An 18,781-nucleotide genomic window follows, 5' to 3' on the forward strand; every position below is an offset into this window, starting at 1 on the left:
GAGCACGGAGTGCGGCGGTCCATGCTCCTGCTCGTGCTCGCGGCACCGCGGCTTAGCGACCTGCCGCACTCCGCTCTCACCTTGGAAATCTAGCGGGATCGAAAGACACAAGCGGCTTCAGCCGCGATCGGAAACGCGGAGTTGCGCCATAGCCCGGGGCAAGGGCGAAGCCCGCACCCGGGTTGGGCTGAGGCATTCGCATCGCCGCCGGCGGGCTGGGCGGGGACGCGGCTGACGCCGCTCCTGCAACGACCGGGTTGCGCCGCTCGCCCGCCCCTCAGCCCACCTGCCGGAACGTCAGATTGATCCGCGCCCCCACCGGCTTCGCCGTGCGCGGCAGCGCGTGCTTCCAATGCCGCTGCGTCGCGCCGGCCATCACCAGCAGGCTGCCGGGCTCCAGCACCAGCGCATACCGCAGCGCCGGGTCGCGCCGGTGCTTCAGCACGAACCGGCGCGGCGTGCCGAGACTCACCGACACGATTACCGGCGCCGGCCCCAGTTCCGGCTCGTCGTCGCTGTGCCAGCCCATCGCATCGCGGCCGTCGCGGTACAGGTTGGCCAGCACGCTGTTGAACGGCGCGCCCAGCTCGGCGCACAGGCGCTCGCGCAGCGCGGCCAGGTCGGGCAGCCACGGATGCGGCGCGAAGCGGGTGCCGGAGTAGCGGTACACCGCGGCAGGGTCGCCGATCCAGCAGCTCAGGCGCGGCGAGGCGTGCTCGCGGCCGAACAGGCGGATGCGATGCACCTCCCACGGCACGGCGTCGCGCAACGTCGCGAACAGACGCGCCGCCGCCGCCACGCCCAGCCAGCCGGGCCGGTAGTCCAGGTCCGCGTCGGGCAGCTCGATCCGCGCCATCGGCGCACGCTAGCACGGCGATTTGCGACAATTCCGCGCCGAACGACCGTTTGCACGGAGCCCCCATGAGCCAGCCCAGCGCCAGCGACGCCATCGAACGCGACGTGATGGAGTACGACGTCGTCACCGTCGGCGCCGGGCCCGCGGGCCTCGCGTTCGCGATCCGGCTCAAGCAGCTCAAGCCCGAGCTGTCGGTGTGCGTGATCGAGAAGGCCTCCACCATCGGCGCGCACATCCTGTCCGGCGCGGTGATCGAACCCGGTCCGCTGGACACGCTGCTGCCGAACTGGCGCGACAACCCGCCGCCGATCTGCGTTCCGGCCAAGGACGACGAGTTCTGGCTCCTCAGCAAGACCGGCGGCCGCAAGCTGCCGCTGCCGCCAACGATGAACAACCACGGCAACTTCATCGTCAGCCTCGGCGCGATGTGCGCGTGGCTGGCGCCGCAGGCCGAGGCGCTGGGCGTGGAGATCTACCCCGGCTTCGCCGCCGCCGAGACGCTGCACGACGACAGCGGCGCGGTGGTCGGCGTGCGCATCGGCGACATGGGGGTGGCGAAGGACGGCTCGCACAAACCGACCTATACCGCCGGCATCGACATCCGCGCCAAGGTCACCGTGCTCGCCGAGGGCGCACGCGGGCACCTGACCAAGCGCCTGATCAAGCAGTTCCGACTCGATGCCGACAGCGATCCGCAGACCTATTCGATCGGCATCAAGGAGCTCTGGCAGGTCCCGGAAGAGCTGGTCACGCCGGGCCGGATCGTGCACACGGTCGGCTGGCCGGCCGACAACCGCACCTACGGCGGCAGCTTCCTCTACCACCTGGACAAGGGCCGCATCGCGCTCGGCTACGTCTCCGGGCTCGACTACAAGGACCCGCGCTACCAGCCGTGGGAAGCGTTCCAGCAGTGGAAGAACCACCCGATGGTGAAGCCGCTGCTGGAAGGCGGCAGCATCCTGTCGGCCGGCGCGCGCGCGATCGTCACCGGCGGCTGGCAGTCGCTGCCGAAGGTGGAGATGCCCGGCGCGCTGCTGATCGGCGACACCGCCGGCCTGCTCAACGTGCCGAAGATCAAGGGCACCCACCAGGCGATGCGCTCCGGCATGCTGGCCGCCGAACACCTCGCCGAGACCCTCTCGCCGCAGGGCTGGGACGCGAAGCTGCGCGCGTCCGAGGCGATGGCCGAGCTGCGCAGGGTCCGCAACATCAAGCCCGGCTTCAAGCGCGGCTTCTGGTTCGGCATGTTCAACGCCGCCTGGGAGACGGTCACCGGCGGCGCGTCGCCATGGACCTTGCGCAACACGCCCGACTGGTCCTCGCTCGAGAAGATCGGCGAATACGAATCGCCCAGGCGCGACTACGTCGACCGCAGCCTGCCGCCGCGCGACCGCCTGGCCGGCGTCTACTTCGCCGCCACCGAGCACGACGAAGACCAACCGGTGCACCTGAAGGTGGTCGACACCTCGATCTGCGTCACCCGCTGCGCCGAGGAATACGCCAACCCCTGCACCCGTTTCTGCCCCGCCGGCGTCTACGAGATCGTCGACGACCCCTCATCCGAGGGCACCGGCAAGCGCCTGCAGATCAACGCCGCCAACTGCGTCCACTGCAAGACCTGCGACATCAAGGACCCGTACGAGATCATCCACTGGGTCACGCCGGAAGGCGGTTCGGGGCCGAACTACCAGAACCTCTGAGCGATGGCGTCGCCAGTGCGATCGCATGTCCGGGGCGCGTTGTTCCGCACCTTGCGGCTGCTCTTCCGCGCGATGCCGATGCCCGCGGCCACGCGCGACCGGTGGCGGCAGGCGTTTCTCGCCCGCTATCCCGGCCTGCTGCCCGACCCGCAACGCGGACGCACGCTGATCACCGGCGGCCCACGCCCGCAGCGTCCGCTGGTGCGGGCCGACCAGCGCGCGATCGGCTACGTCGAATACCGCTCCGAGCCGCTTCCCCATCCGCTGCCCGCGACGCTGGTCGCGTTCTACCTGCCGCAGTTCCACCCCATCCCCGAGAACGACCGCTGGTGGGGCAAAGGCTTCACCGAATGGCACAACGTCACCCGCGCGCTGCCCCAGTTCGAAGGCCACGCGCAACCCCGTCTGCCCGGCGCGCTCGGCTACTACGATCTGCGCAATCCGCAGGTGATGCGCGAGCAGGCCGCGCTCGCCCGCGAGTACGGCATCGGCGCGTTCTGCTTCTATTTCTACTGGTTCGGCGGCACCACGCTGCTTGAGCAGCCGCTGCGGCAGTGGCGGTCCGATCCCGCCATCGATTTCCCCTACTGCCTGTGTTGGGCGAACGAGCCGTGGTCGCGCCGCTGGGACGGCCGTCCGAACGACGTGCTGATCGACCAGCGCCACTCGGCCGAGGACGACCTCGCCTTCATCGCCCACGTCGCGGACTATCTTCGCGATCCACGTTACCTGCGGGTCGAAGGCCGGCCGCTGCTGCTCGTCTATCGGCCGGGTCTGCTGCCCGACGCGCGCGCCGCCGCCGAGCGTTGGCGCACGTGGTGCCGCGAGAACGGCATCGGCGAAATCCATCTCGCCTATGCACAGGCGTTCGAGCGGCCGGATCCGGCCGCGATCGGGTTCGACTCGGCGGTGGAATTTCCGCCCAACATGTCCACGCCGCGCGAGATCGGCGGCGAACAGATCCTGATCAACCCGGATTACCGCGGTCAGGTGCTCGACTGGCGCGAGCTGGCGCGCGAATACCGCGAGCGCGGCCCGGCGCCGGCGCACCTGTTTCCGGGTGTCAACTGCGGCTGGGACAACGAGCCGCGGCGGCCGGGCGCCGGCCGCGTCTACCTGCATGCCTCACCGCGCGGCTATCGCGACTGGCTGCAGGACACCGTCAGCCACAGGCTGGGCGACCGGTCGCCCTCCAGGCGTCTGGTCTTCATCAATGCCTGGAACGAATGGGCGGAAGGCGCCGTGCTCGAGCCCGATGCGCGCCTCGGATACGCCTGGCTGCAGGCCACGCGCGACGCGCTCACGCGGGCCTGCACGCCGCACACCGACGCGCCCGACCGCCCTCCCTGCGCCGTGGTGCACGCGTGGTATCCGGACGTGCTCGAGGAGATTCTCGAGGCCCTGCATCGCGCCGGCATCGCCTGGCGGCTGATCGTGACCACCGCGCCCGAAGTCGAGCGCGAGGTCCGCGCCTGCCTGCAACGCCTCTGGCCAAGCGCCGAAGTCTGCGTCTTCGAGAACCGCGGCCGCGACATCCTGCCGTTCCTGCGGGTGGCGACGCGCCTGGCGGACGAGGGCGAACCGCTGATCCTCAAGCTGCACACCAAGCGCTCCCTCCACCGGGGTGACGGTGGCCAGTGGCGCAGGGAGATGGTGGACGCGCTCACCAGCCCCACGCGCGTGCTCCGCGTCCTCGATGCTTTCCGTAGCCAGCCCGATCTTGGTCTGGTGGCTCCGGAAGGCCACTTGCAGCCACTGAGCTACTTCTGGGGCGCCAACCGATCGAACGTGGAAGCGCTCTGCGCGCGACTTGGCCTGCCAGCGCCGCGCCCCGAGCAGGAACGCTTCGCTGCCGGCAGCATGTTCTGGATACGCCTCGAGGCGCTGCGACCGCTGCTCGATTCCAATCTCGACGACTGGCTGTTCGAGCCCGAGCGCGGCCAGGTCGACGGCACGTTGGCTCATGCCATCGAGCGGCTGATCGGCAAGGCCATCCCTGTTGCCGGATTTCGCCTGGACGACGTCGCGGTGGCCTGTGGGGATCGCGCACCTATGGAGCCACGCCGCTACCCCTACGCCGACCGCAGCTAACCTCAATTCGCCAACGGGACACCCGTCTTCGTCTTCAGCTCCTCGCGGGACACCCCCGGCGCCAGCTCGACCACCCGCAAGCCGTCGGGCGTGACGTCCATCACGGCCAGGTCGGTGATGATGCGGTCCACCACCTTCACGCCGGTCAGCGGCAGGGTGCATTCCGGGACGATCTTGTGCTCGCCGTTCTTGGCCACGTGCTCCATCAGCACGACGACGCGCTTGACGCCGGCGACCAGGTCCATCGCCCCGCCCATGCCCTTCACCATCTTGCCGGGCACCATCCAGTTGGCGAGGTCGCCCTTGTCGGTCACCTGCATGGCGCCGAGGATGGCGAGGTCGATGTGGCCGCCGCGGATCATCGCGAAGCTGTCGTGGCTGCCGAAGTAACTGGCGCCGGGGCGCGCGGTGACGGTCTGCTTGCCGGCGTTGATGAGGTCGGCGTCGACCTCGGCCTCGGTCGGGAACGGGCCGATGCCGAGCAGGCCGTTCTCGCTCTGCAGCCAGACGTCCACGCCGTCGGGGATGAAGTTGGCCACCAGCGTCGGCAGGCCGATGCCGAGGTTGACGTACATGCCGTCGGCCAGTTCCTGCGCGGCGCGCTGCGCCATCTGATCGCGATTCCAGGGCATTGCGGACTCCTTACGCGGCGCGCACGGTGCGCTGTTCGATGCGCTTTTCGGGATTCGGGTTGACGACGATGCGGTCGACGTAGATGCCCGGCAGATGGACGTGGTCGGGATCGATCTCGCCGATCTCCACCAGGTGCTCGACTTCGGCGACGCACACCTTGCCCGCCATCGCGCAGGCCGGATTGAAGTTGCGCGCGGTCTTGCGGAACACCAGGTTGCCGGCCTTGTCGGCCTTCCACGCCTTCACCAGCGAGACGTCGGCGTGCAGCGCGGTTTCAAGCACGTACCAGTGCTCGCCGAACTGACGCGTCTCCTTGCCCTCGGCCACCACCGTGCCGTAGCCGGTGCGGGTGTAGAAGGCCGGGATACCGGCGCCGCCGGCGCGCAGGCGCTCGGCCAGCGTACCCTGCGGGTTGAATTCCAGCTCCAGCTCGCCGGACAGGAACTGACGCTCGAACTCCTTGTTCTCGCCGACGTACGACGAAATCATCTTGCGGATCTGCCGCGTCTCCAGCAGCAGGCCGAGGCCGAAGCCGTCGACGCCGGCGTTGTTGGAGATCACCGTCAGATCGCGCACGCCGGAATCGCGCAGCGCGGCGATCAGCGCCTCGGGAATGCCGCACAGGCCGAAGCCGCCGACGGCGAGCGTCTGGCCGTCGCGCACGAGATCGCGCAGCGCGGTGGCGGCATCGGGATAGAGCTTGCTTCGCTTGCCGCCTGCGGCGGCCGTGGCTTCAACCATGGGGAAGCTCCGCAGAACCGGGAGAGGCCGCAAGTTTAGCCCGCGCCGCGCACCGGCCGCCTCGGTCTTTCGGGCAAGGGCGCGGGCCTGCACCGTGCGCCGCCGGACGGCCGGGGCCCGGTAGACTGCCGGTCATGCCCCGCATCGCTCTGGTCACCGCCATCGGCTCGCGCGCGCAGGATGCCGATCTCGATCTGCTGGTTCCCGCCTGCACCGCCGCCGGCCTGCACCCCGACGTGCTCGCCTGGGACGATCCGAGCGTTTCCTGGGCGCGCTTCGATGCCGTCGTGCTGCGCTCGCCCTGGAACTACATGGACCGCCTGCCCGAGTTCCTGGCGTGGTGCGCGCGCGTGGACCGCGCGAGCCGGCTGCTCAACCCGATCCAGGTGGTGCGCTGGAACACCGACAAGCACTACCTCGCCGATCTCGCCGCGCGCGGCGTGCCGGTGGTGCCCACGCGCTTCGTCGAACCCGGCGAGGACGTGGACGCCGCGGTCGCGACCTGCCTGGACGCGTTCGGCGAGGCCGCCGAGCTGGTGGTCAAGCCGGCGGTCAGCGCCGGCTCGCGCGACACGCAGCGCCACGCGCGGGCGAACGTCGAGGCGATCGCCGGCCACGTGCGCCGCCTCACCGGCGCCGGCCGCAGCGCGATGCTGCAGCCGTATCTCGCGGCCGTGGACGAGCACGGCGAAACCGCACTGCTGCACTTCGCCGACGGCTACAGCCATGCGATCCGCAAGGCGGCGCTGCTCACGCCCGATGGGAGCGCGCGCTCGCACGCCAGCGCCCCGGAGGTGATCCGCCCCACCGAGCCTGCGGCCGAAGAACGCGCGCTGGCCGAACGCGTGCTCGCGATCGTGGCGGCGCACCCGGCGCTCGGCGGGCCGCTCGCCTACGCCCGGGTCGATCTGCTGCGCGGTGCGGACGGGCAGCCGTACCTGCTCGAGCTGGAACTGTGCGAACCCGCGCTGTTCCTGGCGCATGCGGCCGGCAGCGCGGAACGTTTCGCGGCGGCGCTGCGCAAGCTGCTCGAAACGGCAGCGGACGTGCGGCGCGCGCCCTCGGGCCACTAGCCTCTTCGCGCGCGTTCGCGATGCGCAACGACGCGCCGCGCGGGCGTGGTCGCCTACGCCGGCCGTTCGGCGCGGCCGTACACGTCCTCCAGCCGCTCGATGTCGTCCTCGCCCAGATAGCCGCCGGACTGCACCTCGATCAGCTCCACCGGCGCGTCCGTGCGATTGCGCAGGCGGTGCAGGCTGCCCTGCGGGATGTAGGTGCTCTGGTTCTCGCGCAGCTCGAACACGCGCTCGTCGCATGTCACCTCGGCAACGCCGGAGACCACCACCCAGTGCTCGGCGCGATGCCGGTGCCGTTGCAGGCTCAGCGCCGCCCCCGGCTTCACCACGATGCGCTTCACCTGGAAGCGCTCGCCCACCGCGATCGAGTCGTAGCTGCCCCACGGCCGGTACACCTTGCGATGGACCAGATGCTCGGTGCGGCCGGCGTTCTTCAGCAGATCCACCACTTTCTTCACGTCCTGCACGCGCTCCTTGCGCGCGACCAGCGTGGCGTCGGCGGTGTCGACGATCACCAGCTCCTCGACCCCGAGCGTGGCGATCAGGCGCCCGTCGGACGCGCGGATCAGGCTGTCGCGGGTGTCCACCGCGATCACGTCGCCCTCCGAACGGTTGCCGCTGGCGTCGCGCTCGGCCACCGACCACAGCGACGACCACGAACCGATGTCGCTCCAGCCGCAGCTCACCGGCACCACCGCGGCGCGGTCGGTCTTCTCCATCACCGCGTAGTCGATCGAATCGCTGGGGCTGGCCGCGAACGCCTCGGCGTCGATGCGGGTGAAATCGAGGTCGCGGCGCGCGTTGCGGTACGCACGCTCGGCGGCCTCGCGCATCGCCGGCGCATGACGGCCGAGCTCGGCGAGGTAGGCGTCGGCACGGAACAGGAACATGCCCGAGTTCCACGCGTAGCCGCCCTCGGCAAGGTAGCGCTCCGCGGTGGCGAGATCGGGCTTTTCGACGAACCGGGCGATGCGGAAGCCGTCCGCGCCCAGCGGCTCGCCGCTGCGGATGTAGCCGTAGCCGGTTTCCGGGTAGTCGGGCGTGATGCCGAACGCCACCAGCCAGCCGTCGGCGGCCAACCGGCGCGCGGCGCCGACGGCGCTGCGGAACGCGGCCTCGTCGGCGATCAGGTGGTCGGCCGGCAGCACCAGCAGGGTGGCGTCCGCATCGCCTGTCAGCGCGTGGAAGGCCGCCAGCGCGATCGCCGGTGCCGTGCTGCGCGGCGCCGGTTCGAGCAGGATGCCGCCGCTGGCCACGCCCACCGTCTGCAACTGCTCGCCGACCATGAACCGGTGCTCGTCGCTGCACACCGTCACCGGCGCGGCGGCCTCCGGCAGCGCCGCGGCGCGCAGCACGGTCTCCTGGAACAGCGAGCGGTCGCCCATCAGGGCCAGGAACTGCTTGGGCTGGTTCTGGCGCGACAGCGGCCACAGCCGGGTGCCGCTGCCGCCGCTGAGGACCACCGGATGCAGCATGCGGGGCGTCTCGTGGGGGAATCCGGCGAAGGATAGCCCACCCGCCCGGGCTCACCGCGCTTCGCTAGAATGTCCGGTTCCAGCCGCCCGGCGGCCTCCCCCACAGGAACCCCGCACGATGAAGATCCTCGTCGGCTACAAGCGCGTGGTGGACTACAACGTCCGCATCCAGGTCAAGCCGGACGGCTCCGGCGTGATCACCGACGGCGTCAAGCTGTCGCCGAATCCGTTCGACGAAATCGCGCTGGAAGAGGCGCTGCGCCTGCGCGACAAGGGCATCGCGACCGAAGTCGTGGTCGCCACCATCGCCCCAGCCGACGCCCAGGCCCACCTGCGCAACGGCCTTGCCATGGGCGCCAACCGCGCCATCCACGTGGTCGCCGACCAGCCGGTGCAGCCGCTGACCGCCGCGCGCGCGCTGCTGAAGCTGATCGAGAAGGAACAGCCGGACCTGGTCATCCTCGGCAAGCAGGCGATCGACGACGACTGCAACCAGACCGGCCAGATGCTCGCCACCCTGTGGGGCCGTCCGCAGGCGACGTTCGCCTCCAAGCTCGAGATCGCCGACGGCAAGGCGACGGTGACGCGCGAAGTGGACGCGGGTCTGGAGACGCTCGAGGTGGACCTGCCGGCCGTGGTCACCACCGACCTGCGCCTGAACGAGCCGCGCTTCATCAAGCTGCCGGACATCATGAAAGCCAAGAGCAAGCCGCTCGAAACCATGCAGTTCGCCGAGCTCGGCGTGGACTCCGGCGATCTGCTGCAGACCACCCACTACGCCCCGCCGCCCAAGCGCAGCCGCGGGATCATGGTGAAGGACGCGGCCGAACTGGTCGCCGCGCTCAAGCAGAAGGGGTTGCTGTGATGGCCAAGGTTCTCGTCGTTGCCGAACATCTCGACGGCAAGCTCAACGCCGCCACCGCCAAGTGCGTGTCCGCCGCGCAGGCGCTGTCGCCCGAGGCGATCGACATCGTGGTGCTGGCGGCCGATCCGGACGGCGTCGCCGCCGAGGCCGCGCAGATCGCGGGCATCCGCCGCGTGCTCGCGGTCGCCAACCCGGCCAACCAGCATGCGATCGCGCAGGTGCTGGCGCCGCAGATTGCCAAGCTGGCCGCCGACTACAGCCACGTGTTCGGCCCCTCGACCACCTTCGGCAAGGACCTCATGCCGTGCGTGGCCGCGCTGCTCGGCGTGGCGCAGGTGTCCGACGTGATGGCGGTCGACGGCCCGCACACGTTCAAGCGTCCGATCTACGCCGGCAACGCGATCATCACCGTGCAGGCGCCGGCCGACCGCACCGTGGTCGCCACCGTGCGCACCGCCTCGTGGCCGGAAGCCGCGCGCGGCGGCAGCGCAGCGGTGGAACCGGTGAGCGTCGATGCGGCGCTGCCCACCCACACCCGTTTCGTCGGCCTCGCCGCCGGCAGCAGCGACCGCCCCGACCTGCAGAGCGCGAAGCGCGTGGTCTCCGGCGGCCGCGGCGTCGGCTCGGCGGAGAACTTCAGGATCATCTTCGACCTCGCCGACAAGCTCGGCGCCGCGGTCGGCGCCTCCCGCGCCGCGGTCGACGCCGGCTACGTGCCGAACGAACTGCAAGTCGGCCAGACCGGCAAGATCATCGCCCCCGAGCTGTACATCGCCGTCGGCATCTCCGGCGCGATCCAGCACCTCACCGGCATCAAGGACGCCGGCACGATCGTGGCGATCAACAAGGACCCGGATGCGCCGATCTTCGAGATCGCGGATATCGGGCTGACAGGGGATCTGTTCCAGATCCTGCCGGAGCTTCAGTCCCAACTTTGAACTGAGCAACGCGAATGTAAAAGGCCCGGGCATTGCCCGGGCCTTGTTGCCTCCAAGAGGCGCACCTCAAAACCGGTTCATCATCTCCCAGCCGGGCGGATATCCGTCGACGAACTGGATCTGATAGTTGCCGTCGCCCACGCTTCGCCAGATCCAGATCAGATCGTTCCGGTCGCTATTGGTCCACAACAGATCACCGCGGCCGTCGCCGTCGAAGTCCCCGGTGCCGACGATCCGGTAGATTGCCGACACACCGTGCGTACGCTCGGCGATCAGGCGTGTGCCCTCCATCCACCAGTGTGAGATCACTTCGCGCGCCTCATTGCGGAAGATGATGTCCGCCTTGCTGTCGCCATTGAGGTCCACTACCCCGGCAACGTACCAGCCGGACGGCAGCCCTCCCACCTCCAGGATGTCGAAACCACCGTCCGCACGAGTCATCCACATCCACAAGAACGTATTGGTGGTGTTAGCCCACAAAAGGTCGGCGCGGCCGTCGCCATTGAAATCGCCAGTGCCCACCACCCGCTGCGTTGCAACGACTGCACGAGTCGGCATCTCGGTTCGAATCGGCCCGTTCATCAGCCAATACGACATCTCGCCGAGATCCGCATGCCTCCATACGATGTCAGCGCGGCCATCGCCATTGAGATCGGTCACTCCGGCGACGAGCCGGTTCGGCCCATAGCTCCCGACATGCTGGACTTCGTAGGTGCCGTCGCCGCGACTGCGCCAGATCCACAGGTAGTTGTTCGTATTGTTGGTCCACAGGATGTCGCTGCGCCCGTCGCCGTCGAAATCACCGTTTCCAACGATCCGATAGATCGACGCGACCGAATGGGCGCGCTCCGCCGTACGCACCGGGCCGTTCTGCCACCAGTGCGCCATCAACTCGAGCGTGCTGTTTCGCCAGACGATGTCCGACTTGCCGTCGCCATTCAGGTCGGCATGCGGGACCTTTCGCGGTGTGCCGGGCACGACCGTATCGCGGAAGGTCGCGATGAGCGGAATCGTCTGTTGCAGGCTTCGGGCGTTATCCGCGCTTGCCGTTCCCGTAGGCCGCCCAAGGTAAGCAACGTTGGGATTGCCAAAGTAGCGGATCGAGAACTGGCTGCCGCTCGGCAGGCGATACGCCATCACCGTGTAGAAGCCCGAACTCGACTCTTCGCGGTAGCCGTAGGAGTAACTGTGGGCGCCGGCGCTTTCGCTGTCTTCGGGATTATGCGCCTGCCCCATGTTGTGACCGAGCTCGTGAGCAAGGGTCTCGTCGCGACAGAAATAGGTTTTGCCGTCGCTCTCGTCGCGGTCGGAGCCGTCGGAGACGACCGAGTAACCGAACGGCGCGCTGCTGCGGGTGATGCTGGACTGTCCGCTGCCAAGCAGCCAGGCGATGCCGCAACCGTCGTTCTCGGGCGTCCGGAACTGACGGACCAGCGAAACCAGATCCGCGCCATACTGCTCGCGAGCCGCGCGAAGCTCATTGAAGGCGGGATCCACCGGGATGGTTCCGGAACCCGACCTATACCCGGTAATCTTCTCAAGCGCTTCCTTGTTGGAAGTTGCGTCGGGATAGTTCACCCGAACCGTGCGCACCAGACGAAGCCGGGCGTTGATCTGGCTGTTCGCGTACGCGACGTTGGTGATTTCCACAAGGTTGTTGAGCCGGGTGACCGCCTGCGAATCGCCGCCTCGTGCATCCGCAAATCCGGCCGTATAGCCGAGGGCGACATCCACCGTCGCGGTAGCGGACTTGGCCTCAGCCGCGGCCATCGCCGGACGTATCGCTGCATTGCCGGCAATGGTGGATTTTCCCTCCACCGCCGCCAGAGCCAACTGGGGAGGGGCCAGATAGTCGGGCGTACGCATATGCGGCTCGGCGGCGCGGGCGGGGTCCGTCTCGACCAGCCACGTCCGACCCCGCTCGGTGACGACCTGCAACGCTTGGCGACCAGCCAGACCGATCACCCCGAACACGGCGTCCGGACCGAAGGTCAGGACCGTATCGTTGCCAGCACCGTCCCGGCCGACCCACGTCCAGTTGCCGTCCGGGTGCTCGACATGCCTCTCGTAGCGCAACCGCAGGGGCGTGCCATCGGGCGCTGCAAGCCGGAGCTCGCCGTCGCCGATGGCGCGCAGCGCATGAGCCTCGCTCAGCCACACAGGAATCCAAGTCTGGCCTCCCTGCGTCGTGACGGCCAAAGAACGGTCGTAGCTCAGCAGTTCGCCCCGGTCGGGGAGCGACGCGAAACCTTGCCGGATCGCAGCACGCGCCACTGCGTTCGGCACGGCGGCTGCAGCATGATTGCCAGGTCCGCGATAGGCCTGCGCCATCCCATCCGGCTGCCGGTCCTGCGAGCAGCCTACCGCCAGCAAAAAAACGGCGGCAACGACCAAGGAACTTCTGTTCATGACTCCCCCGATGATGACGGGGCACCCCTTCCCGGCTTCCCCACCCAATGCGCCCCATGATGCCTCGCCCCCTTGGAACGCACAATGTTACGGTTGTCAAGTTTTGCGAAGGCAGGCCTGGTACCGTCCGATAGCGGCGCTCAGAGATTGCGGGCTGCCAGGAAGGCGTCCGCCGCCTCCCGGAAACGGACATAGGGGAGGAACCCCCGACGCTCGTAGAGAGGCTGGCCCGCATGGGGCGTCGACCGGACGCGCCGGGGGTCCACCGCCTGTTCAGGAAAGGCCCCCCGAAGCAGCATGTGCAACGCGAAGAAGGGGAGCAGTCCGACCCACGTGCGCCATTGCGAGGCGTACGCGAGGCACAGGCGTATAGCGAGCAGCCGCTCCGGCCAAGGCGCGGTGTACGAGCGTACGGTCCCGTTCTCCGCCAGCGGGGCCAGCACCCGGAAAAAAGGCCCCGGCATGCCCGCACCGTGATAAAGCGGGAACTGGCGCAACGCTTCGGCCCACCCGTGCTGTACGGCCAGCGCCACCCCCAGCAGATGCACTGCGTCGTGGTCCTGATGCCCCCCCTCCCACGCCGGCACATGAAGCCCGTCGAGCGCACCGATCCGCGCCACCAATGCCTCCAAGGCACTGTATGCGCGGTCGAGATGGGAGTGCAGTCCACCGTCCGGCAGCCCGTGCTGTTCGCCCATGAAGTGCGCGCGCTCCGCCGGCACTCCGAGCCTTCGCAGCACACGCAGGCTTTCGTGGCGACGCCGCTCAACGGGCTGGCCACCGTACCCGCCGTCGGTGAGATAGGCACAGTGCACCTCGCCGCCCTCACGGACGAGCGCGCGGATGCGCATCGAGCATGCAAACTCGTCGTCGGGATGCGCAAGGAGGAACAGGAACCGGCCAGCCATTCAGAAGGCATCGAAATCGAGAAACTGGAAAAAGACCTCGTCGGCGGCAAGCTCGAGAGGGCCGGCGAGATCGCGCACGATGAGGTTCAGCGGCGACAGCCGCAATCGCTGCGGCAATTCGGCGTACAGACCGAACGATCCAGCCCCGGCCGGCATCAACCCCAGCCACATGCGAGCAAGTGCCCCCCCTCCTTCCCGAGCAGACACGGGCACACTCTCCGGCCGCGGTGCTTGTGTCCAGGCCCGCAGCATCGGCCACCCCGTGGCGGCTGCATAGCCTACGCTGCCGTCCTCCTGGATCCGGGCCCGCACCGGATTGGCGGGATTACGCAAGCGCCACTGCAATTCCTCCGCAGGCCAGGCCAGGCGGAAACGCGCGCGCGAAACGCGTCCCCAGTCGAAACGTCCTAGCGGTCCTACGCCTATCTTTGCCTGGAGCGGTGCGATCAGACGGAAGCCCAGCTTGCGGACGAAACCTGGGGTGCTGTTGGCGTTCGCCACGCCGTACACCAGACGTGCGCCTTCCCCGGCACCGGCCTGATAGGTCAGTTCGGCGAGACGCGTAAACAATCCGCGCCCCTGGAAATCGGGGTGCGTGGCCGTGTTCAGTGACAGCAGCGCGCGCGTGCGCTGACCATCGAGCTCGAGCGAGATCGGCACACACACATAGTGGGCCGCAAGCCGGCCGCCCACGCGTGCATTGAAGCCGATCACCGAGCCGACCGGGTTCTCCGTGTAGAGCCAACGCAGGTAGGCGAGATCGGCAAGTTTGCCAGCCTTCGGGAAGCATGCCCTGAACAATCCCGCGTACTCGGAAAGCTCATGCTCTGAACAACCACAGCGCTCGAATTCCATCCGCTCGCTCTCTCTCTAACGGTAGATCCAGTAGCGCGACACCACGAAGCCGAGAAAGGCCAACACCACATCGACCGCCGGCTTGGCCACCCAGGCCCAGTGGAGGCCGGCATGCTGATCCAGCAGCGCGACAACGGCCGTGCCTAGCACCGACATCGCTGCCCAGGACAGCAGGAAGCGGGCCAGTCGCGCCCAGCCGAGGCGACTGCCGCCCTCGGAACTGAACGTGACGACGCCATTGAGCCAGAAGCCCACCAGGGCACCAGCTACACGACCGACCAGGTTGGAGACGATCGTATTCGCCCCCGACGCGCTCAAGGCTACGAACAGTCCCCAGTCGAGCAGCAACTGCAGCGCGCCAACCACGCCGTAGCCTGCACCCTGACGCAACAGCGTGCGTGCCGCCATCAGTCGGACTCCGCGGACACGCGCTCACCGAGCCTCACCGAAACGGGAAGGCGCGGCACCGCTGCGATGTCGTAAGCCAGGAAGGCGAGCGTGAGCTGCAAGCCCACCAGCACCGGCAACACGGCCAGCATCACCGTCCCGATCGGAGTCGCCGAGCCGGAGGCGAGCGCCTGCCACCAATGCCACCCACCGTAGGCGACCCCGAAAGCCAGCATCGCGATGCCCGCCAGAAGTTCCAGCGACGCGATCGACAGGTCGCGCAGAAAGTAGTTGTAGAAGATCCTCTTGCACAGGTTGCGCAGGTGTTTGCGGAGGAACTCCCCCAGGACGCTGCCGATGCGTAGGTTGCTGACCTCGTCGGCGTAGCGCGCATCCATCGGTACGTCCACGACCACGGCGCGATAGGTCCCAAGTCGAAACAGCAGATCGGTCTCGAAGAAGTAACGCTGGCTGATGCGCTCGTAGGGAAGAAGCGCGGCCAAGCGCGCATCGATGGCGGTGTACCCGTTGGTTGGATCGAAGATGTCCCAGTACCCGGTCGAGATCTTCGCCATGAAGGACAGCACCGCATTGCCGAACAGGCGTACGCCCGGCATGCGACCAATGTGGCGGAGGTCGTAGAAGCGATTACCCTTCGTGTAATCGGCGTACCCGGCGACGATTGGCGCCACGAAGCGCGGCAACATTGCCGGATCCATCTGCCCGTCACCGTCGATCTTGACGATGATGCCCGCGCCTTCCTCCACGGCCCTGCGATAGCCCGCAAGCACGGCACCGCCGACCCCGAGGTTACGCGGATTTCGAACCACCACGACGCGCGGGTCGTCGCATTCGCGTTCGACCAGGTCGCCCGAGCCGTCGGGGCACGCATCATCTACCACATATATGCGCCACACCGCCGCAGGCATGGCGGCCAACACCCCAAGCACATGGCGGGTGACGCGATATGCAGGAACCACGACCGCGACGCGCGGCAGTGGCCGGGTTGCGGCCGGCACCATGGACTCGACCGGATTACGCTGGGACATGAGTACCTGGACACGGATGAAAAATAGCTACGCTAGTATAAGAACCCGTCTTCAATCGCACCCCCATGACCATGATCTCCGCGCGCAGCACGCGCGCAGGCATAACGTTGCTGTGCCTGTTGGCGGCCGGGCTGGCGCTGGCGCTGCACTCGCCCGGCCATCTGAGCGTGGATTCGACCATTCAACTGCATGAGGCGCACAGCGGACGGATCGAGAGTTGGGCCCCGCCGTTCATGTCCGCACTGCTTGCGTGGCTTGGACCGGGCAGCGTCGCGACCGCCCTGTTCGTGCTCCTCAACACAGCCGCGACCTATGGCGCGTTCTGGATGATCGCACGCGGAACGGCGGAGACTCCTTGGCCCTGGTGGCGCCTGTCGGTGGCATTGATCCTCATAGCCAACCCTGTGGTTTTCGCATACGTCGGCATCGTCTGGAAGGACGTACTGCTCGCCTCGTTGTGCGTGTTGGCCCTCAGCCTTACTGTGGCCGCCAGCCGGGCGTACAACCCTCGGCATCGCAGGGCTTTGGCTTTCTTGGCACTGCTGACACTGCTGCCAATCCCGATGGTGCGTCAGCAAGGATTGCTGTTGATGCCGGTGTTCGCCATCGCGCCCGCGCTGCTGATTGCCGAATCAGCCCCGGCCCAATCGCGAAAGTGGGTGCTTGCCACCGTCGGCGTCGCCGTGCTGGCCGGCTACCTGCTTCTTCGGTTCGCGGTGGCAGCCACCTTCACACAAGGGCCCGATGGCCGCGACCTTTCTGTCGGCGCCCGCATCATCCGCGCGTACGACCTCGCGGGCATCCAGGCGCGCACCGGCGCCACTGGCCCCCTTGCCCGCGCCGGCGCGCCTGCGGAAACCCTCGGTGCCATTCAGGAAACCTACAGCGGCGATCGGGTCGATCGTCTCAATGCGCATCCGTCCGTCAGCCGATATTTCGGAAGCTTGGACGAAGAGGCGCTCAAGGCGCTCTGGTGGGACTCCATAAAGCGCCACCCCATCGCGTACGCTAGGCATCGTCTATCGGCGTTCGTCTGGCTGCTCGGGCTGCGCGATCCAGGCAAGTGTCTGCCCGTGCTTGTCGGGGTGGACGGCGTGCCCGACTTCCTCTCCGAGTCGCGCCTTCGCGCGGAAAACGAGCCGCGCGACGACTGGCTGTACGAGAAGTACAAAGGGCTCTTCCACACTCCGCTCTGGCAGCACTGGTTCTACGTGCTGCTGCTGCTGGCAGCCGCTATCGGAGCATGGCGGCGCGGAACACGTGCCCGCCGCATCCTGTTGCCGTGGGTCGCTGGACTGACGTTGTTCGTCGGCGCCTTCCTGCCGACCTCGATCGCCTGCGACTTCCGATACCTGTTCCTGCTTATTCCATGCGTCACCGCCATCCTGCTGGCGCTGGTGGTGCCGGAGCAGGCTGCAAGAGGCCCGGCACCACCCTAGCGTGGCGTGTCATCCGACCGCAGGCACGGCTTCGGGGTAGACGTAGCCGACGTCGCCGGAAGAATCGTAGTAGGCGATAACGCCTTCTGCGAAATGGTGGGTGACGACCGAGCGCCGCGACAACGACGGATCGCGGCGGACCGAGCCGGCGTGCATCAGGTTCTCATGCCAGATCAGGATCTGGCCGCGCTTGGCCAGGTACGGCATCGGGGCGATCCCGCTGTCGCGCAACATCTGCGTCCAGCGACCGACCACTTTCGTGCCGAACTCGCTCCAGTCGCCGCTCACTTTGGCGCACCCTGCCTCGTGCATGTACACGCGCGGCAGACGGTGGCTGCCCGGGTACACCACCAGCTCTCCCGAGCCCGGCCGGACATCCTCCAGCGCGATCCACACGCCGCACATCAGACCGGCCGGGAAAGGCGTCAGGTGGATGGTGTCCTGATGAGCGTCCTGCTGACTGCCGAACACATAGACGAGCGACTGGCAAGGTCGGGACGGTGCGTCGAATACCAGCGACAGGAAACGGTGCACCGGCGGATACAGCCAGATGTCGCGGATCGCCGGAAAGTGCACGTGCATCTGTTCCAGGCGCGTGCTTTCGCCATAGCGATAGCCTTGGTAGCCGTTGGCGATCGCCTCATCCAGTGCCGCATTCGCGCGCTCGACCATGGGATCGGGGAGAAGCTCGTCGAGAATGACGAAGCCATCGCGCACGAAGCGGCGTAACATGTCGGCCTCCGACGCGGTGATCGCACCGGCGGAGAGTTTGTCCGAAATCCGCTGCTCCGCGTTTGGCGCATCCACCCAAGCGGTCAACGCGGCTTGAGCAGACGCGTAGTGGGAAGCATCGCAGTCGCCCACGAACGCCAGTGGGGCGCCGTGAGTGCGCAACGCCTCACGTACCCGCGGGCCAACGCCGCCGCCGTTTCGGGTTTCGACGCGCGTGGAAGCCGACCATTCGCGCTTGCCCTGCGAGAGCCGCAGATGGATCTCGTGCATGCCGTCGTCGAGCAGATGGGTGTGCAAGTTGACACGCACCCGTCCGTCGCTCTTGGGAGCTGCGGGTGCCTCCAGGACTTCCGCACCGTCAACCGATACCTTCACGGAAGCCGACAGGCCTGCCTCAGGCAAGGAGAAGAGCGCCCGCAGCACGCCCGCGGCGCGCCCGTACTGGTTCCACTCGACCGGCAAGCTATCGGTGAAGATTCCCATTCCTGCGTCCTCCTAGGATGATGATCAGTGTTGCCCACCAACCGCGCTCGGCGATATGGCAGGCAAGCGCCCGCCATCGCGCGCGGCGGGCATCGGCATCGGTGAGGCTGAGGACGAGCACGCGGCTCAGATGGCTTAAACGCC

General features: G+C 67.9%; 16 protein-coding genes. 6 read left to right on the forward strand and 10 right to left on the reverse strand.

The window, feature by feature from the left end:
- Positions 1-277: 277 nt before the first annotated feature.
- Entirely contained in the window at positions 278-856 is a 579-nt protein-coding gene (locus tag FQY64_RS07655; protein ID WP_146473543.1) for an alpha-ketoglutarate-dependent dioxygenase AlkB family protein, read from the reverse strand.
- Positions 857-921: 65 nt separating this feature from the next.
- Between FQY64_RS07655 and FQY64_RS07660 the strand changes: the two genes are divergently transcribed.
- Together FQY64_RS07660 and FQY64_RS07665 are read left to right on the forward strand one after the other, a co-directional pair.
- Positions 922-2,556 carry an electron transfer flavoprotein-ubiquinone oxidoreductase gene (locus FQY64_RS07660; protein ID WP_146473545.1) on the forward strand — a complete coding sequence of 545 codons (1,635 nt, stop codon included), beginning with the start codon at positions 922-924 and terminating at the stop codon, positions 2,554-2,556.
- 3 nt (positions 2,557-2,559) lie between these two features.
- A complete protein-coding gene (locus FQY64_RS07665; RefSeq protein WP_146473547.1) occupies positions 2,560-4,647 on the forward strand; it encodes a glycoside hydrolase family 99-like domain-containing protein in 2,088 nt (695 codons plus the stop codon).
- A 2-nt stretch (positions 4,648-4,649) separates the two neighbouring features.
- Here FQY64_RS07665 and FQY64_RS07670 read toward each other — a convergent pair whose 3' ends face one another.
- Together FQY64_RS07670 and FQY64_RS07675 are read right to left on the reverse strand one after the other, a co-directional pair.
- A complete protein-coding gene (locus FQY64_RS07670; protein ID WP_146473549.1) occupies positions 4,650-5,279 on the reverse strand; it encodes a CoA transferase subunit B in 630 nt (209 codons plus the stop codon).
- Positions 5,280-5,289: 10 nt separating this feature from the next.
- Complete coding sequence (locus FQY64_RS07675; RefSeq protein ID WP_146473551.1) at positions 5,290-6,021, reverse strand: CoA transferase subunit A; 732 nt, start codon at positions 6,019-6,021, stop codon at positions 5,290-5,292.
- A gap of 134 nt (positions 6,022-6,155) precedes the next feature.
- Between FQY64_RS07675 and FQY64_RS07680 the strand changes: the two genes are divergently transcribed.
- Positions 6,156-7,094, forward strand: coding sequence for an ATP-grasp domain-containing protein (locus tag FQY64_RS07680; protein WP_146473553.1), 939 nt, complete (start codon positions 6,156-6,158; stop codon positions 7,092-7,094).
- A gap of 53 nt (positions 7,095-7,147) precedes the next feature.
- Here the strand turns inward: FQY64_RS07680 and FQY64_RS07685 are convergent, their stop codons facing one another.
- Positions 7,148-8,572 (reverse strand): mannose-1-phosphate guanylyltransferase/mannose-6-phosphate isomerase, encoded by a 1,425-nt coding sequence (locus FQY64_RS07685; protein ID WP_146473554.1) that lies wholly within the window; start codon positions 8,570-8,572, stop codon positions 7,148-7,150.
- 118 nt (positions 8,573-8,690) lie between these two features.
- On the opposite strand from FQY64_RS07685, the gene FQY64_RS07690 reads away from it, so the two are divergent.
- Positions 8,691-9,437: an electron transfer flavoprotein subunit beta/FixA family protein gene (locus FQY64_RS07690; protein ID WP_146473556.1), complete on the forward strand. Its 747-nt coding sequence runs from the start codon at positions 8,691-8,693 to the stop codon at positions 9,435-9,437.
- Positions 9,437-10,375: an electron transfer flavoprotein subunit alpha/FixB family protein gene (locus FQY64_RS07695; protein ID WP_146473558.1), complete on the forward strand. Its 939-nt coding sequence runs from the start codon at positions 9,437-9,439 to the stop codon at positions 10,373-10,375. Before FQY64_RS07690 ends, FQY64_RS07695 begins: the two co-directional genes overlap by 1 nt.
- Positions 10,376-10,441: 66 nt before the next feature.
- Here the strand turns inward: FQY64_RS07695 and FQY64_RS07700 are convergent, their stop codons facing one another.
- From FQY64_RS07700 to FQY64_RS07720, 5 genes are all read right to left on the reverse strand, one after another.
- Complete coding sequence (locus FQY64_RS07700; protein ID WP_146473560.1) at positions 10,442-12,784, reverse strand: reprolysin-like metallopeptidase; 2,343 nt, start codon at positions 12,782-12,784, stop codon at positions 10,442-10,444.
- Between the two features lie 140 nt (positions 12,785-12,924).
- Positions 12,925-13,692 carry a PIG-L deacetylase family protein gene (locus FQY64_RS07705; protein WP_146473562.1) on the reverse strand — a complete coding sequence of 256 codons (768 nt, stop codon included), beginning with the start codon at positions 13,690-13,692 and terminating at the stop codon, positions 12,925-12,927.
- The gene (locus FQY64_RS07710; protein WP_146473564.1) at positions 13,693-14,547 is read right to left on the reverse strand and encodes a GNAT family N-acetyltransferase; all 855 of its coding nucleotides are present in this window, start codon (positions 14,545-14,547) and stop codon (positions 13,693-13,695) included.
- Between the two features lie 15 nt (positions 14,548-14,562).
- On the reverse strand, positions 14,563-14,955 hold the full coding sequence (locus FQY64_RS07715; RefSeq protein WP_146473566.1) for a GtrA family protein: 393 nt from the start codon (positions 14,953-14,955) through the stop codon (positions 14,563-14,565).
- A complete protein-coding gene (locus FQY64_RS07720) occupies positions 14,955-15,983 on the reverse strand; it encodes a glycosyltransferase family 2 protein (protein ID WP_229814961.1) in 1,029 nt (342 codons plus the stop codon). Before FQY64_RS07720 ends, FQY64_RS07715 begins: the two co-directional genes overlap by 1 nt.
- 65 nt (positions 15,984-16,048) lie before the next feature.
- Here FQY64_RS07720 and FQY64_RS07725 point away from each other — a divergent pair, with 65 nt between their 5' ends.
- Positions 16,049-17,422, forward strand: coding sequence for a DUF2029 domain-containing protein (locus FQY64_RS07725; protein WP_146473568.1), 1,374 nt, complete (start codon positions 16,049-16,051; stop codon positions 17,420-17,422).
- A gap of 9 nt (positions 17,423-17,431) precedes the next feature.
- Here the strand turns inward: FQY64_RS07725 and FQY64_RS07730 are convergent, their stop codons facing one another.
- Positions 17,432-18,637: a phytanoyl-CoA dioxygenase family protein gene (locus FQY64_RS07730; RefSeq protein WP_146473570.1), complete on the reverse strand. Its 1,206-nt coding sequence runs from the start codon at positions 18,635-18,637 to the stop codon at positions 17,432-17,434.
- Positions 18,638-18,781 lie beyond the last annotated feature (144 nt).

It is taken from the genome of Vulcaniibacterium thermophilum, from assembly GCF_007923255.1.
In the GTDB taxonomy this organism is placed as follows: Bacteria; Pseudomonadota; Gammaproteobacteria; order Xanthomonadales; family Xanthomonadaceae; genus Lysobacter_F; species Lysobacter_F thermophilum.

Bases quoted from the DNA above. Each gene is read 5' to 3' on its own strand.
- FQY64_RS07655 (WP_146473543.1), bottom strand. From the start codon at position 856: ATGGCGCGGATCGAGCTGCCCGACGCGGACCTGGACTACCGGCCCGGC.
- FQY64_RS07660 (WP_146473545.1), top strand. From the start codon at position 922: ATGAGCCAGCCCAGCGCCAGCGACGCCATCGAACGCGACGTGATGGAG.
- FQY64_RS07665 (WP_146473547.1), top strand. From the start codon at position 2,560: ATGGCGTCGCCAGTGCGATCGCATGTCCGGGGCGCGTTGTTCCGCACC.
- FQY64_RS07670 (WP_146473549.1), bottom strand. From the start codon at position 5,279: ATGCCCTGGAATCGCGATCAGATGGCGCAGCGCGCCGCGCAGGAACTG.
- FQY64_RS07675 (WP_146473551.1), bottom strand. From the start codon at position 6,021: ATGGTTGAAGCCACGGCCGCCGCAGGCGGCAAGCGAAGCAAGCTCTAT.
- FQY64_RS07680 (WP_146473553.1), top strand. From the start codon at position 6,156: ATGCCCCGCATCGCTCTGGTCACCGCCATCGGCTCGCGCGCGCAGGAT.
- FQY64_RS07685 (WP_146473554.1), bottom strand. From the start codon at position 8,572: ATGCTGCATCCGGTGGTCCTCAGCGGCGGCAGCGGCACCCGGCTGTGG.
- FQY64_RS07690 (WP_146473556.1), top strand. From the start codon at position 8,691: ATGAAGATCCTCGTCGGCTACAAGCGCGTGGTGGACTACAACGTCCGC.
- FQY64_RS07695 (WP_146473558.1), top strand. From the start codon at position 9,437: ATGGCCAAGGTTCTCGTCGTTGCCGAACATCTCGACGGCAAGCTCAAC.
- FQY64_RS07700 (WP_146473560.1), bottom strand. From the start codon at position 12,784: ATGAACAGAAGTTCCTTGGTCGTTGCCGCCGTTTTTTTGCTGGCGGTA.
- FQY64_RS07705 (WP_146473562.1), bottom strand. From the start codon at position 13,692: ATGGCTGGCCGGTTCCTGTTCCTCCTTGCGCATCCCGACGACGAGTTT.
- FQY64_RS07710 (WP_146473564.1), bottom strand. From the start codon at position 14,547: ATGGAATTCGAGCGCTGTGGTTGTTCAGAGCATGAGCTTTCCGAGTAC.
- FQY64_RS07715 (WP_146473566.1), bottom strand. From the start codon at position 14,955: ATGGCGGCACGCACGCTGTTGCGTCAGGGTGCAGGCTACGGCGTGGTT.
- FQY64_RS07720 (WP_229814961.1), bottom strand. From the start codon at position 15,983: ATGTCCCAGCGTAATCCGGTCGAGTCCATGGTGCCGGCCGCAACCCGG.
- FQY64_RS07725 (WP_146473568.1), top strand. From the start codon at position 16,049: ATGACCATGATCTCCGCGCGCAGCACGCGCGCAGGCATAACGTTGCTG.
- FQY64_RS07730 (WP_146473570.1), bottom strand. From the start codon at position 18,637: ATGGGAATCTTCACCGATAGCTTGCCGGTCGAGTGGAACCAGTACGGG.